The sequence below is a fragment of the Pseudomonas entomophila genome, from assembly GCF_029193575.1.
Taxonomy (GTDB): Bacteria; Pseudomonadota; Gammaproteobacteria; order Pseudomonadales; family Pseudomonadaceae; genus Aquipseudomonas; species Aquipseudomonas entomophila_G.
Genome location: NZ_JARGCS010000036.1, coordinates 21,845 through 37,098 on the forward strand (window position 1 = coordinate 21,845; position 15,254 = coordinate 37,098).

The window sequence follows — 15,254 nt, forward strand, 5'->3', positions numbered from 1 at the left end:
ACGCCCCACGGCGTATCGGGCAATGAGCGCCTGTCGCCGCCGCCAAAGCCCGCCACCATGCCCTCGCGAGCCTGACAGCCGGCACGCGCGCCGGTACAATCGATCTCTTTGCCGCAACGCTTGGAGTCCAATCTCCCGTGTCAGTTCTGCGCCTACCGAAACTGTCGGCCACGGCCGGCAAACAAACCTGGGGCAACCTCCCCGGTGCCGCCCTGAGCCTGGCCATCGCCGAGGCCGCCAGCAGCGCGGGCCGCTTCACCCTGCTGCTGACCGCCGACAGCCAGGCCGCCGACCGCCTCGAGCAGGAACTGCGGTTCTTCGCCCCGGAGCTGCCGGTGCTGCCGTTCCCGGACTGGGAAACCCTGCCCTACGACCTGTTCTCGCCGCACCAGGACATCATTTCCCAGCGCATCGCCAGCCTGTACCGGCTGCCGGAGCTGGACCACGGCATCCTCGTGGTGCCGGTGACCACCGCCCTGCACCGCCTGGCGCCGACGCGCTTCCTGCTGGGCAGCAGCCTGGTGCTGGACATCGGCCAGAAGGTCGACGTCGAGCAGATGCGTACGCGCCTGGAAGCCAGCGGCTACCGCTGCGTCGACACGGTCTACGAGCATGGCGAGTTCGCCGTGCGCGGCGCGCTGATCGACCTGTTCCCCATGGGCAGCAAACTGCCCTACCGCATCGATTTGTTCGATGACGAGATCGAGACCCTGCGCACCTTCGACCCGGAGACCCAGCGCTCGATCGACAAGGTCGATTCGGTGCGCCTGCTGCCGGCGCGCGAGTTCCCCATGCAGAAGGAGGAAGTGACGCGCTTCAAGGCGCGCTTCCGCGAACGCTTCGACGTCGACTTCCGCCGCAGCGCGATCTTCCAGGACCTCACCAGCGGCATCATCCCCGCCGGCATCGAGTACTACCTGCCGCTGTTCTTCGAAGAAACCTCGACCCTGTTCGACTACCTGCCGGCGGACACCCAGGTGTTCTCCCTGCCCGGTGTGGAACAGGCCGCCGAGCATTTCTGGAACGACGTGCGCGGGCGCTTCGAAGAGCGCCGCGGCGACCTCACCCGCCCGCTGCTGCCGCCCGCCGAGCTGTTCCTGCCAGTGGAAGACTGCTTCGCCCGGCTCAAGCAGTGGCCGCGCGTGCTGGTCGGCGCCGACGAGGTGGAGCCCGGCGTGGGCCGCGAGCGCTTCCCGGCGCGCGCGCTTCCCAACCTGGCCATCGAGGCCAAGGCCAACCAGCCGCTTGCCGAACTGGCCAACTTCCTCGACCAGTTCCCCGGCCGCGTGCTGTTCACCGCCGAATCGGCGGGCCGTCGCGAAGTGCTGCTGGAGCTGCTCGAGCGCCTGAAGCTGCGCCCGCAGACGGTCGAGGGTTGGGCCGACTTCATCACCGGCAAGGAGCGCCTGGCGATCACCATCGCCCCGCTGGACGACGGCCTGCTGCTGGACGACCCGGCCCTGGCCCTGGTGGCCGAGAGCCCGCTGTTCGGCCAGCGCGTGATGCAGCGCCGGCGCCGCGAGAAGCGCGGCGAGGCGGCCAACGACGCGGTGATCAAGAACCTCACCGAATTGCGCGAAGGCGCCCCGGTGGTGCACATCGACCACGGCGTGGGCCGCTACCTGGGCCTGGCCACGCTGGAAGTGGACAACCAGGTCGCCGAATTCCTCACCCTGGAATACGCCGAGGGCGCCAAGCTCTACGTGCCGGTGGCCAACCTGCACCTGATCGCCCGCTACACCGGCAGCGACGACGCCCTGGCGCCGCTGCACCGGCTGGGCTCCGAGGCCTGGCAGAAAGCCAAGCGCAAGGCCGCCGAGCAGGTCCGCGACGTCGCCGCCGAGCTGCTCGACATCTATGCCCGGCGCGCCGCGCGCAAGGGCTACGCCTTCGCCGACCCGGCCGCCGACTACGCCACCTTCAGCGCCGGCTTCCCCTTCGAGGAAACCCCCGACCAGCAATCGGCCATCGAGGCCGTGCGCCTGGACATGCTCGCCGGCAAGCCGATGGACCGCCTGGTGTGCGGCGATGTCGGCTTCGGCAAGACCGAAGTGGCCATGCGCGCGGCCTTCATCGCGGTGCACAGCGGCCGCCAGGTGGCGGTGCTGGTGCCCACCACCCTGCTCGCCCAGCAGCACTACAACAGCTTCCGCGACCGCTTCGCCGACTGGCCAGTGACGGTCGAGGTGATGAGCCGCTTCAAGTCGGCCAAGGAAGTCGCCAGCGCCGCGGCACAACTGGCCGAGGGCAAGATCGACATCCTCATCGGCACCCACAAGCTGCTGCAGGACGACGTGCGCTTCAAAGACCTGGGCCTGGCGATCATCGACGAGGAACACCGTTTCGGCGTGCGCCAGAAGGAGCAACTGAAGGCCCTGCGCAGCGAGGTGGACATCCTCACCCTGACCGCCACGCCGATCCCGCGCACGCTGAACATGGCGGTGTCGGGCATGCGCGACCTGTCGATCATCGCCACGCCGCCGGCGCGGCGCCTGTCGGTGCGCACCTTCGTCATGGAACAGAACAAGAGCACGGTCAAGGAGGCGTTGCTGCGCGAGCTGCTGCGCGGCGGCCAGGTGTACTACCTGCACAACGACGTGAAAAGCATCGAGAAATGCGCCGCCGAGCTGGCCGAACTGGTGCCCGAGGCACGCATCGGCATCGGCCACGGGCAGATGCGCGAGCGTGAGCTCGAACAGGTGATGAGCGACTTCTACCACAAGCGTTTCAACGTGCTGGTGGCCTCGACCATCATCGAGACCGGCATCGACGTGCCCAGCGCCAACACCATCGTCATCGAGCGCGCCGACAAGTTCGGCCTGGCCCAGCTGCACCAGTTGCGCGGCCGGGTCGGGCGCAGCCACCACCAGGCCTACGCCTACCTGCTCACGCCACCGCGCCAGCAGATCAGCAGCGATGCCGAGAAACGCCTGGAAGCGATCGCCAACACCCAGGACCTCGGCGCGGGTTTCGTGCTGGCCACCAACGACCTGGAGATCCGCGGCGCCGGCGAACTACTCGGCGAGGGCCAGAGCGGGCAGATCCAGGCGGTGGGTTTCACCCTCTACATGGAAATGCTCGAACGCGCGGTCAAGGCCATCCGCAAGGGCAACCAGCCGAACCTCGAGCAGCCATTGGGTGGCGGCCCAGAGATCAACCTGCGCCTGCCGGCGCTGATCCCCGAAGACTACCTGCCCGACGTCCACGCTCGCCTGATCCTCTACAAGCGCATCGCTTCGGCAGCCGACGAGGACGGCCTGAAAGACCTGCAGGTGGAGATGATCGACCGCTTCGGCCTGCTGCCCGAGCCGACCAAGAACCTGATGCGCCTGACCCAGCTCAAGCTGCAGGCCGAGAAGCTCGGGATCAAGAAGGTCGACGCCGGCCCCAATGGCGGCAAGCTCGAGTTCGAGGCCGAAACGCCGGTCGACCCGCTGACCCTGATCAAGCTGATTCAGGGCCAGCCCAAGCGCTACAAGTTCGAAGGGGCCACCCAGTTCCGCTTCCTGGTGCCGATGGAACGCCCAGACGAACGCTTCAATACCCTGGAGGCGCTGTTCGAGCGCCTGACCCCGCAGCCTGCCTGAAGGAAGATCCATGCGTGCCATCCGTTGCCTGACCTTGTTGCTGACGCTGATCGCGCCAGCCGCCTTCGCCGAAGGCCCCTATCAGGTGGAAATGCTCCTGCTGCGGCAGAACGCCGTGCCGGCGGTGACCAGCCCGTTCGCCCCGGAGGACTGGAGCGCTAGCGCCCCACGCCTGGACAAGGCCGACGAACGCCCACTGGCCCTGAGCGACGAGGCCACTCGCCTGGAGGCAACCCCCGGCTACACCGTGTTGCTGCACAAGGCTTGGCAGCAACAGGTCGGCAGCGAACCGAGCCGCATTGCCCTGGGCGCCGGGAACGAGCAGTTCGGCCACTTCCCCATCGAGGGCAACCTGAGCATCGCCGAAGGTCGTTTCATCAGCGTCGAGGCCAACTTCTGGGTCAACCAGCTCGACGGCAACGGCAGCGTGCTGCAAAGCGAGCAGTTCAAGCAGAGCAACAGCAACGTCAAGGCCAACCAGCTGACCTTCCTCGACGGCGGCCACCTGGCCGTGCTGATCAAGGTCGCCCCCGCCGGCCTGCGCAAGGTGCCGGTGATCGACCCGGAGATGATGGAGCAGTGAGGTGAGCGAACACGAAGCACGGGAGCTGCTGCTGACGCACGAGTCATGGACCCAGAACTTCGACAGCGGGGCGCTCGGTCGCGGACGGGAATATGCCGGGCAAGGCCGAGTGACCCTGCATGCGGCGAGTCAGCTATTGGTCGAGTCGGTGTGCGAGGGCTCACCCGGCAACCGCTACAGCCAGACCATCCACCTGATGATGAACGCGGGCACGCTGCGCGTGCTCGGACGCTGTTCCTGCCCGGTCGGGCTCAACTGCAAGCATTGCGCAGCCGTGCTGTTCTTCCTGCAACGCGACAAGGAAGAGCACCTGCCGCCCGAGCAAGCCGCGCTGTCCTTGCCCCACGACCTGAGCAAGTGGGTCGAGGGGCTGGCCAACCCCACACCCGATGCAGGGCCTCGCGAGCCTGCACGCAAAGGGCCGGCGCTGTACTACCAGGTCAGCTTCGAGCGTGACCAATGCTTGCTGAAAGTCCTCAAGGGCACCCGCCAGGCCGACGGCGAGCTGAAACTGGGGCGAATCACCTCGCTGCCCGAGATGATCTACTACACCCCGCGCTACGTGACCGAGGACGATGCGCGCCTGCTGCGCCTGATCGACGCCCGCAGCAAGGGCGCGACCGGCCCCAGCGTGGCACTGGCGGGCAAGCCGGGCGCCGAGCTGTTCAAATACGCGCTGGGCACCGGCCGCATGCTGTTCGAAGACAACACCACGCCGCTCACCCCAGGCCCGACGCTGCACGCCGAGTTCCGCTGGGTTCGCCTGGAGAACGGCAGCTACCGCAGCGCCTGGCACCATGACGAGCGGCCCACGCTGCGCGCCCTGCCGCTGGAGCCGCTGTACTACGTCGATCCGCAGACCTGGCAAAGCGGCGAGCTGGAGCATGGCCTCGACCCCTTCATCGCCAGCCAGCTCGCCCGCGCGCCCGTGGTGCCCGAACGCCTGGTCGTGCCGCTGAGCCATCGCCTCAACGCCCTGAACCGCCAGGTGCCCACGCCCACCACCGTACGCAGCGAAGACATCAGCGATATCCCGCCGACACCGCGGCTGACCCTGGGCAGCATCGAATTCAGCGCCTACATGCCCAAGACCGGTCGCATGCAGCGCCAAATGCAGCACCGCGCCGCGCTGGCCTTCGACTACGACGGCCTGCGCACCAGCGCCAACGACGACAAGCCGCTGACCCGCCTGGTGGATGCCACCAGCCAGCGCATCCGCCGCCAGCCCCAGGCCGAGCAACGCCTGCGCGATACCCTGCGCAAGCTCGGCTTCAAGCCCGCCACCCGGCAAAGCAAGGCCCTGGCCGACAGCGCCGGGGAAATGTTCCAACTGGCCGACGACGAAGCCTGGCTGCGTTTCGCCCGCGAGGACCTGCCGCGGTTGCGCCAAGCGGGCTGGCAGATCGACCCGCACCGCGACTTCGCCTTCAATTTGCAGGAGGTCGACGACTGGTACGCTACGGTCCAGGAAGCACCGGGCCATGAATGGTTCGACCTGGAGCTGGGCATCGTCGTCGATGGCCAGCGCCACAGTCTGCTGCCGATCGTGCTGCACCTGCTGCGCAGCAACCCCGAACTGCTGCGCCCCAGCGAACTGGCCCGGCGCGGCGACGACGAACACCTGCTGGTCGACCTCAACCGCCTGCGCCAGGACAGCCCCGCCCTGCGCGTCGCCCTGCCCTATGGCCGCATCAAGGCGCTGATGGGCACCCTCGGCGAGCTGTACCTGCACGAGGAGGTGGTCGGCCCGAGCCTGCGCCTGGACCGCGCTGACGCCGCGCGCCTGAACGACATCGACCAACTGCCGCTGCACTGGGAAGGCGGCGCCCACGTACGCGACCTCGGGCGTCGCCTGCGGGATGCCCGTGACCTGCAGGTGGCGCCACCCCAAGGCCTGGCCGCCACGCTGCGCCCCTACCAGCAGCAGGGCCTGAACTGGCTGCAGGCCCTGCGCGAGATGGGCACCGGCGGCATCCTGGGCGACGACATGGGCCTGGGCAAGACCCTGCAGACCCTCGCCCACCTGCTGCTGGAGAAAGAAGCCGGGCGTCTTGTCCAGCCAGCCCTGGCGGTGATGCCCACAAGTCTCGTGCCCAATTGGCTCGACGAGGCCCAGCGGTTCGCCCCAAGCCTGCGTGTGCTGGCCCTGCACGGTCCGAGCCGGACCAAGCACTTCACCACCCTGCACGACTACGACCTGGTGCTGACCACCTACGCCCTCGCCCCGCGCGACCTCGAACACCTGCGCGCGCAGCACTGGCACGTGCTGGTGCTCGACGAAGCGCAGAACATCAAGAGCAGCACCAGCAAGGCCGCGCAGGCGGTGCGTGAGCTGCAGGCGGGCCAGCGGCTGTGCCTGACCGGCACGCCGATGGAAAACAACCTGGGCGAGCTGTGGTCGATCTTCCATTTCCTGATGCCCGGCTGGCTGGGCGACAGCAAGCGCTTCACCCAGGACTACCGCACGCCCATCGAGCGCCAGGGCGACCGCGAGCGCATGACCCACCTGGCCAACCGCATTCGCCCGTTCCTGCTGCGTCGCACCAAGGAACAGGTCGCCCGCGAACTGCCGCCGAAGACCGAGATGGTGCACTGGGTCGAGCTCAGCGACGCGCAACGCGACACCTACGAGGCGGTCCGGGTGGCGATGGACAAGAAGGTCCGCGACGAGATCGCTCGCAATGGCGCGGCGCGCAGCCAGATCGTCATCCTCGACGCCCTGCTCAAGCTGCGCCAGGTCTGCTGCGACCTGCGCCTGGTCAAGGGTGCCGAGGCCAAGGGCAGCTTCGCCGACAAGGGCAAGCTCGGCAGCCTGCTGGAAATGCTTGAGGAACTGCTCAGCGAGGGCCGCAAGGTGCTGCTGTTCTCGCAATTCACCTCGATGCTGGCGTTGATCGAAGCAGAACTGGAGAAGCGTGGCATCCGCTATAGCCTGTTGACCGGCGAGACCCGCGACCGCCGCGCGCCGGTGCAGCAGTTCCAGAACGGCGACAGCGAGGTGTTCCTGATCAGCCTCAAGGCCGGCGGCACCGGCCTGAACCTGACCGCCGCCGACACGGTGATCCACTATGACCCTTGGTGGAACCCGGCCAGCGAGAACCAGGCCACCGACCGCGCGTACCGCATCGGCCAGGACAAGCCGGTGTTCGTCTACAAGCTGATCACCCGGGGTACGGTGGAAGAGAAGATCCAGCAGTTGCAGCAGGAGAAGGCGGCGCTGGCGGCCGGGTTGCTGGATGGCGGCGAGGCCGGGCAGTGGCGGCTGGGGGATGAGGAGATCGAAGCGCTGTTTGCGCCGTTGCCGGGCAAGCGCAGCCGCTGAGGCGTGCGGCGAATGCCTGTAGCGGCCTTATCGCGGGGCAAGCCCGCGATAAGGCCAACACCTCAATCGACCAGCTGCGCCTCCTTCAGCGCTCCCAACGCCTCCAACCAACGCGGCTGCTGACGATAATCGGTACGCGCGAACCCACGCCCACGCATCCCCGCGATCCTTGGCGATGGCGCCACCTTCAGCCGCTGCGCCGCGCTCAAGGCCAGCTCCGCCGCCGCCCGGTCGTTGCACACCAGCCCCATGTCGCAACCCGCACTCAGCGCCGCCTCGATACGGTTGGCCGCATCGCCCACCACATGCGCACCGGCCATGGACAGGTCATCGCTGAAGATCACGCCCTTGAAGCCCAGCTCGCCACGCAGGATGTCCTGCAACCAGCGCCGCGAGAACCCGGCCGGCTGGCTGTCGACCTGCGGGTAGATCACATGCGCCGGCATCACCGCCGCCAACTGTCCACTCAAACGGGTAAACGGCACCAGGTCAGCCTGGCGCAACTGCTCCAGGCTGCGCTCGTCGGTGGGAATGGCCACGTGAGAGTCGGCCTCGGCCCAGCCATGCCCCGGGAAGTGTTTGCCGCAGGCCGCCATGCCTGCGGCGTTCATGCCACGGATGAACGCCCCTGCCAGTTGCGTGGCACGCGCAGGGTCGCCTTCGAAGGCACGGCTGCCGACCACTGCGCTGCGCTGGTGGTCGAGGTCCAGCACCGGGGCGAAGCTCAGGTCCAGGCCGACCGCCAGCACCTCGGTGGCCATCAGCCAGCCACAGTGCTCGGCCAGTTGCTCGGCGTTGGCGTTGTCAGCGATCGCGCGCATCGCCGGCAGGCGCACGAAGCCCTGGCGCAGCCGCTGCACGCGGCCGCCTTCCTGGTCGACGGCGAGAATCAGCTCGGGGCGAATGGCGCGGATCGACGCGCACAGCTCACGCACCTGGCGCGGGCTGTCGATGTTGCGGGCAAAGATGATCAGGCCGGCCACTTCGGGCTGGCGCAGCAGGTGGCGGTCCTCGGCGGTCAGCCATTTGCCGGCGATATCGACCATCAGGGAGCCTTGCAGGCGGGCAGTCATAGGGTGTCCTTCATTGGAGGTCCAGGGAGGCCCATTGGGGGCAGGCGGCCTCGTCGATGCGCACCGGGCAATGGGGCGGCACGCGTTCGAACAGGTCCAGCAGGTCTCGGTTGCGCAGGCGCACGCAGCCATGGGACAGCGGCACGCCCAAGGGTTCGGTGTCCGGTGTGCCGTGCAGGTAGATGTAACGGCGGAAGGTATCGACCTCGCCCAGGCGGTTGACGCCCGGCTCGCAGCCGCTGAGCCAGAGAATGCGGGTGAGGATCCAGTCGCGCCCAGGGTATTGGGTATGCAACGCCTGCGACCAGACCTCGCCAGTCCAGCGTCGGCTGCACAGCACAGCGCCCACGGGCAGGCCCGTGCCGATCTTCGCCCGCACCTGGTGCAGGCCGCGCGGCGTGCAGCCAGAGCCATTGCGCTCGCCTGCGCCATTGTGCGCGGTAGAGACCGCCAGGCGCACGCGCAAGCGCCCACAGGCGAAACCGTAGAGGCATTGATCAGCGAGGGAAATATGCAGGAAATCGAGGTCGTACATGGGCGCCTAGCTTAGCCGAAGCGCCCTGCCCCGCCCAGTGCTCAGGCCTTGGCGGGCGCGCTGGCGCCAGTGCTCTTGCTGCGTGGGCGCAGTTGCGCGCTGGCCATGGCCTCGTCGGTGACGCCACTGTCGGCGCGCATGCCAGCGGCCAGGAACGGCACCATCAGGCGCATCACCTGTTCGATCGAGGTGTTGATGCCGAAGTCGGTTTCAGCGATGGCGCGCAGGGCCTTGATGCCCGACATGCTGAACGCCGCGGCGCCAAGCATGAAGTGCACACGCCAGAACAGCTCCAGCGGCGGCACGCGGGGCGCGGCCTCGTGCACCAGCAGCATGTAGCGGCGGAACACCTTGCCGTACATGTCTTCGAGGTAGCGGCGCAGGTGCCCTTGGCTCTGGCTGAAGGCCAGGCCCAGCAGGCGCATGAAGATCGACAGGTCATTGTTGCTGCGCGGCTGCACGGCCAGGGCCTGCTCCACCAGCATCTCCAGCAGCTCTTCAAGGCTCGGCTTGTGCTCCGGGCGGCCCTGGCGGCGCTCCAGCTCACGCTCGAGGCTGGCGCAGAAGGGCCCGAGGAAGCGCGAGAAAACCGCCTGGATCAGCGCCTTCTTCGAGCCGAAGTGGTAGTTCACCGCCGCCAGGTTGACCCCGGCCTTGCTGGTGATCAGGCGCAGCGAGGTTTCGGCGAACCCCCTTTCCGCGAACAGCTGCTCGGCAGCATCGAGAATGCGTTCAACGGTTTCCGATTGGGCCATGACTTATCCGCCTGACAAACAGTTGTTTGAAACATACGTTTCAAGCTTTCATCTGTCAAGGTTCGGTGACCCGGCGGTCGCACTTTAAAAGCCCCGAGCTACAAGCTGCAAGCCACATGACACAAGGGATGCATGAAACGTGGATAAACACCTGCAAGCCACGGCGCTGCCGCGAGGTCATCGCATGGCGCTTTTTCTTGAGGCTTACAGCTTGCAGCTCGCAACCCACTGTATATAATCCCAGTCACTGTATAAAAAGACAGAGCCCCTCGCCATGCTGAAACTGACGCCACGCCAAGCCGAGATTCTGGCTTTCATCAAACGCTGCCTCGAAGACAACGGCTTCCCGCCCACCCGCGCGGAAATTGCCCAGGAGCTCGGTTTCAAGTCGCCGAACGCCGCCGAGGAGCACCTCAAGGCCCTGGCCCGCAAGGGCGCGATCGAGATGACACCGGGCGCTTCGCGCGGCATCCGCATCCCCGGCCTGGAGCCCAAGGCCGAGGACAACGGCCTGCCTATCATCGGTCGGGTCGCCGCTGGCGCGCCGATCCTTGCCGAACAGCACATCGAGGAATCCTGCAACATCAACCCCGCGTTCTTCCATCCTCGCGCCGACTACCTGTTGCGCGTGCACGGCATGAGCATGAAGGACATCGGCATCTTCGACGGCGACCTGCTGGCCGTGCACACCACCCGCGAGGCCCGCAACGGCCAGGTGGTGGTCGCGCGCATCGGTGACGAAGTCACGGTCAAACGTTTCAAGCGCGACGGCAGCAAGGTCTGGCTGCTCGCCGAGAACCCCGAATTCGCCCCCATCGAAGTCGACCTGAAAGAGCAGGAACTGGTGATCGAGGGCTTGAGTGTCGGCGTCATTCGCCGCTGATCCAGGAGGCGTCATGCAGCAGTCCATTCACCTATCCCAGCCAGCGCAGCTTCCTTTGTTCGAAGCCTTCCTGGCGCAGCCAGTGCTGCCAGGCCTGAAGGCCCGTGAGCCCTCGCGCAAATCCGCCCAGCCCGACCTGTTCAGCGAACTGGCCCTGCGTGGTGCGCCGGGGCACTGCCAGAGCCTGCTGGCGCCGGTGCTGCGCGAGCTGAGCGAAGAGGATGACAACCGCTGGTTGACGCTGATCGCCCCGCCCTCCAGCCTGACTCAGGCCTGGCTGCGCGACGCGGGGCTGAACCGTGAGCGCATCCTGCTGCTGCAGCCAGGCAGCAATCAGAGCGCGCTGCAACTGGCCTGCGAGGCTCTGCGCCTGGGCCACAGCCACACCGTGGTCAGTTGGCTGGACAACACCAACGCCAACGCGCGCCAACAACTGGTACGCGCCGCCACCACCGGAAACGCACAAAGCCTGAACATCCGCCTCAGCTGATGTCCAGGCCTTGCCTGTAATCCCTTGAACCATCCCGCAGCAAGGGGCGCCTCAGTGCAGGACGCGCGGCCCCTCGTCACGCTCGAAGTCACCTTCGATCAGTTTGCCGGCCATCTGTACACCGACACTGAGCATGGCCTTGGCCACTTCCACATGCTGTCCCTGAAGGAACGCCTTGGCATCCTCGGAGAAGTCCAAGGTCACCAGTGAGCCCTCGTCCTCAGCGCGGCGCAGTTCGATCCGGCCATCAGGCAACTCGACAATTTCTAGAAAGGACGTTGACATATAGGGCCTGCTCTCCACGAAAGGCGATCATTGTACCAGCGCAAGCGGCTATCAGCACTCACTCAGCGCGTCGCGGAAACGTCTCACCAGGTCCTTGAGGTTCTGCCGCCAGCTCTCCAATTCCTCCCGCGACAGCAGGGGTTGCTCGACAGCGTCAAGGTCGACGGCCTGGATCAACGGCTGGGTGACGTCGGTCTTCACGGTTTTTTTCACGACCGGCGGTCGGAACAAATCGGCATAAGCTTCGATCAGTCGCGCCAACCAGGTCTCCGGCTGGCGGGCCAGCTCCAGCATCTCGGCCATTTCCGGGATGGCCACGCTGTGCAGCACCTCGTCATTGAGCAGCAGCTCGGCACGTGGCGCGCCGGCCTGCGGCAGACGATAGAAGCCGGCGATCTCATGGCACAAGCCCAGTAACGCGCCGTACAGGTGGAACAGCGCCGATTCGCGCTCGGCCTGGATCAGGCCCTGGGCGTTCATCGCACGGCTTTGCTCGGCCTGGGCCAGGGATTCCAGGGCAAGGCCGGCGAAGAACAGCTTCTGGTTGGTGCGGGTGTAGAGTTCCTGGGCCATTTCGAGTGACCTCCCTCAGGGATGCAAGGCGATGGGATGAGTGTCGAGGATTGCGTGGCCTTCCCGCAAGCGGCGGCGGAATGTAATTGGGGCCGCTTCACGCCCCATCTCGGGCGCGCCCGCGATGGACCGTGAAGCGGCCCCAATCAGCACAGAACGCTCAGGTCAGCGTTTGTCCTCGACCTTCCACGCCTTGCCGTCGTAGAACGCCTTCCAACCCGTCGGCTTACCCTCGACCTCGGACTGCACGTACTGCTCCTTGGTCTTGCGGCTGTAACGAATCACCGCCGGGCGCCCCTCTGGGTCCTTCTGCGGCGCATCGCAGAGGAAGTGGTACTTCGGATCGATCTCATGCTTGTGCGGGATGATTTCCAGCACCAGCGGCGCACGGGTCTCGCGGTTCTTCGGGAACTGGCTGGCAGCCAGGAACAAGCCCGAGGCGCCATCGCGCAGCACGTAGGTGTCGTCGACCTTCTCGCACTTGAGCTCAGGCATATCCACCTTGTCCATCTTCGGTGGCGCCGCTTCGCCGCTTTTGAGCAACTTGCGGGTGTTCTTGCATGCCGGATTCGTGCACCCGAAGAACTTGCCGAAACGACCGGTCTTGAGCTGCATCTCGCTGCCGCACTTGTCGCACTCCAGGCTCGGCCCTTCGTACCCCTTGATGCGGTAGTTGCCCTCTTCGATCTCGTAGCCCGCGCAATCCGGGTTGTTGCCACAGATGTGCAGCTTGCGCTTCTCGTCCAGCAGGTAGGCATCCATCGCCGTGGCGCAGATCGGGCAGCGATGCTTGCCACGCAGCACCAGCGACTCGGATTCACCTTCGTCGTCGGCGGCGATTTCATCGCCCGGCACCAGGTTGACGGTGGCCTTGCAGCGCTCCTTCGGTGGCAGGCTGTAGCCCGAGCAGCCGAGGAATACGCCAGTGGAAGCCGTGCGGATCATCATCGGCCGGCCGCATTCCTTGCACGGAATGTCGGTCATGGTCGGCTGGTTGGCGCGCATGCCGCTCTCAGTGGACTCGGCGGTCAGCAGCTTCTTGCTGAAATCGCCATAGAACTCGTCGAGCACGTTCTTCCAGTCACGCTCGCCCTGGGCAACGTCGTCGAGGTGCTCTTCCATGCCAGCGGTGAAGCCGTAGTCCATCAGGTTGGAGAAGCTTTCGGACAAGCGCTCGGTGACGATGTCGCCCATCTTCTCGGAGTAGAAGCGACGGTTGTGCAGGGTCACATAGCCACGGTCCTGGATGGTGGAAATGATCGCAGCGTAGGTCGACGGGCGGCCGATACCACGCTTTTCCATCTCCTTGACCAGGCTGGCCTCGGTGTAGCGTGCCGGCGGCTTGGTGAAGTGCTGGCTGGGGTCGAGCTGGATCAGCTTGAGCGACTCGCCCTGGGCCATCTCCGGCAACACGTCGTCCTCGCCAGGCTTGCTCTGCTGCGGCAACACGCGGGTGTAACCGTCGAACTTGAGGATCCGCCCCTTGGCGCGCAGCTCGAAGCTGCCAGCGGCCACAGTGACGCTGGTGGACAGGTACTGGGCGGGCGGCATCTGGCAGGCCAGGAACTGGCGCCAGATCAGCTCGTACAGGCGCTCGGCGTCACGCTCCATGCCGCTGAGCTTGCTTGGGTGGGTGTTCACGTCGGAAGGACGGATCGCCTCGTGCGCCTCCTGGGCACCCTCCTTGCTGCCGTAGACCACCGGTGCGGCGGGCAGGTACTGCTTGCCGAACTCACGTTCGATGTAGCTGCGGGCCATGTCCAGGGCGTCGGTCGACAGGTTGGTCGAGTCGGTACGCATGTAGGTGATGTAGCCCGCTTCGTAGAGACGCTGGGCCATCATCATGGTCTTCTTCACGCCGAAGCCCAGGCGGTTGCTTGCAGCCTGCTGCAGGGTCGAGGTGATGAACGGCGCCGACGGCTTGCTGCTGGTCGGCCGGTCCTCGCGCTTGGTCACGCTGTAGCTGGAGGCCTTGAGCTTCTCCAGGGCCGCCATGGCCTGGGCCTCGTTGAGCGGCTTGAAGGCTTCGCCGTTTTCGCGCGCCACCTCGAAACGCACCTTGGCGTTCTTGGCGGTGCCAAGGTCGGCGTGCACTTCCCAGTATTCTTCCGGGTTGAACGCACGGATCTCGCGCTCGCGCTCGACCACCAGCTTCACCGCCACCGACTGCACGCGGCCAGCCGACAGGCCACGGGCGATCTTCGCCCACAGCAGCGGCGAAACCATGTAGCCGACCACGCGATCGAGGAAACGTCGCGCCTGCTGGGCATTGACCCGGTCGATGTCGAGGTCGCCCGGCTGGGAGAAGGCCTCCTGGATGGCCTTCTTGGTGATTTCGTTGAACACCACGCGCTTGTAGCGGCTGTCGTCACCACCAATGGCCTCGCGCAGGTGCCAGGCGATGGCCTCCCCTTCGCGGTCCAAGTCGGTTGCGAGATAGATGGTGTCGGCATCCTTGGCCAGGCGGCGCAGTTCTTCGATCACCTTCTCCTTGCCGGGAAGGATCTCGTACTTGGCCTTCCAGCCGGCCTCCGGGTCGACGCCCATGCGCGTCACCAACTGGCGGCGAGCCTTCTCCTTCGGCGACAGGGCCGGTGCCTCACCTGCGGTCTTGCCGCGCTTGGCAGCCGGTTCCTTGGCCGTACTGGCCGAACCGCTGGTGGGAAGGTCACGGATGTGGCCGATACTCGACTTCACCACGTACTGGCTGCCCAGATACTTGTTGATGGTCTTGGCCTTGGCCGGGGATTCCACAATGACCAGCGATTTGCCCATGGATCGGAGTATTCCTGAATCTGAAGATGAAAAACGCGTCAGGTGCCGGACGCGGCACCGCTATATATAGTGGCAAAAGAGTGAGGTCAAGCGTGGACGCTCAGTCGCTCGCCTTGGCCAGCAGCCCGGACAACCCTTCTTCGACACTGACCAAAGCAAAGCGTGGCACCTGCTCGCCGTCAACCTCGACGGACTCCAGGAACATCGAAAGCGGCCGCACCCAAAGCCCGAACTCGCCGTACAAGGCCTGGTAGAACACCAGCCATTCCTCGGTCTCGGAGTGGCGCGCCGCGCCAAACACACGATACTCAGGCCCTTTGTAGTGCCGGTACACACCTGGCAGTATCTGCATGTCGCTCACCCTCTTGAACAAATCCTGAAAAAACAAAAACC

The 15,254-nt window shown here is 66.0% G+C and carries 12 protein-coding genes; 5 read left to right on the forward strand and 7 right to left on the reverse strand.

Features of this window, described 5'->3' with window-relative positions:
* The first annotated feature begins 137 nt into the window (after positions 1-137).
* The 3 genes from mfd to P0Y43_RS17140 are packed head-to-tail and all read left to right on the forward strand — an operon-like array spanning position 138 to position 7,492.
* The gene (gene mfd / locus P0Y43_RS17130; RefSeq protein ID WP_275638459.1) at positions 138-3,587 is read left to right on the forward strand and encodes a transcription-repair coupling factor; all 3,450 of its coding nucleotides are present in this window, start codon (positions 138-140) and stop codon (positions 3,585-3,587) included.
* Between the two features lie 10 nt (positions 3,588-3,597).
* Complete coding sequence (locus tag P0Y43_RS17135) at positions 3,598-4,170, forward strand: peptidoglycan binding protein CsiV (protein WP_275638460.1); 573 nt, start codon at positions 3,598-3,600, stop codon at positions 4,168-4,170.
* A gap of 1 nt (position 4,171) precedes the next feature.
* Positions 4,172-7,492 carry a DEAD/DEAH box helicase gene (locus tag P0Y43_RS17140; RefSeq protein ID WP_275638461.1) on the forward strand — a complete coding sequence of 1,107 codons (3,321 nt, stop codon included), beginning with the start codon at positions 4,172-4,174 and terminating at the stop codon, positions 7,490-7,492.
* Positions 7,493-7,554: 62 nt separating this feature from the next.
* Here the strand turns inward: P0Y43_RS17140 and nagZ are convergent, their stop codons facing one another.
* From nagZ to P0Y43_RS17155, 3 genes are read right to left on the reverse strand one after another with little or no spacing between them, the layout of a single operon-like run.
* Complete coding sequence (gene nagZ / locus P0Y43_RS17145; RefSeq protein ID WP_275638681.1) at positions 7,555-8,553, reverse strand: beta-N-acetylhexosaminidase; 999 nt, start codon at positions 8,551-8,553, stop codon at positions 7,555-7,557.
* 22 nt (positions 8,554-8,575) lie between these two features.
* Positions 8,576-9,100, reverse strand: a complete 525-nt coding sequence (locus P0Y43_RS17150) for a L,D-transpeptidase (RefSeq protein WP_275638462.1) — start codon at positions 9,098-9,100, stop codon at positions 8,576-8,578.
* A 41-nt stretch (positions 9,101-9,141) separates the two neighbouring features.
* Positions 9,142-9,855, reverse strand: a complete 714-nt coding sequence (locus tag P0Y43_RS17155; RefSeq protein ID WP_275638463.1) for a TetR/AcrR family transcriptional regulator — start codon at positions 9,853-9,855, stop codon at positions 9,142-9,144.
* 274 nt (positions 9,856-10,129) lie between these two features.
* Here P0Y43_RS17155 and lexA point away from each other — a divergent pair, with 274 nt between their 5' ends.
* Positions 10,130-10,738, forward strand: a complete 609-nt coding sequence (gene lexA, locus P0Y43_RS17160; protein ID WP_275638464.1) for a transcriptional repressor LexA — start codon at positions 10,130-10,132, stop codon at positions 10,736-10,738.
* A gap of 13 nt (positions 10,739-10,751) precedes the next feature.
* On the forward strand, positions 10,752-11,228 hold the full coding sequence (gene sulA, locus P0Y43_RS17165) for an SOS-induced cell division inhibitor SulA (protein ID WP_275638465.1): 477 nt from the start codon (positions 10,752-10,754) through the stop codon (positions 11,226-11,228).
* A 51-nt stretch (positions 11,229-11,279) separates the two neighbouring features.
* Here the strand turns inward: sulA and P0Y43_RS17170 are convergent, their stop codons facing one another.
* The 4 genes from P0Y43_RS17170 to P0Y43_RS17185 form a co-directional block, all read right to left on the reverse strand.
* A complete protein-coding gene (locus P0Y43_RS17170; RefSeq protein ID WP_186666313.1) occupies positions 11,280-11,513 on the reverse strand; it encodes a hypothetical protein in 234 nt (77 codons plus the stop codon).
* 51 nt (positions 11,514-11,564) lie between these two features.
* On the reverse strand, positions 11,565-12,086 hold the full coding sequence (locus P0Y43_RS17175; protein ID WP_275638466.1) for a DUF6586 family protein: 522 nt from the start codon (positions 12,084-12,086) through the stop codon (positions 11,565-11,567).
* A gap of 165 nt (positions 12,087-12,251) precedes the next feature.
* The gene (gene topA, locus P0Y43_RS17180) at positions 12,252-14,861 is read right to left on the reverse strand and encodes a type I DNA topoisomerase (RefSeq protein WP_275638467.1); all 2,610 of its coding nucleotides are present in this window, start codon (positions 14,859-14,861) and stop codon (positions 12,252-12,254) included.
* 100 nt (positions 14,862-14,961) lie between these two features.
* A complete protein-coding gene (locus P0Y43_RS17185; RefSeq protein ID WP_275638468.1) occupies positions 14,962-15,213 on the reverse strand; it encodes a DUF1653 domain-containing protein in 252 nt (83 codons plus the stop codon).
* Positions 15,214-15,254 lie beyond the last annotated feature (41 nt).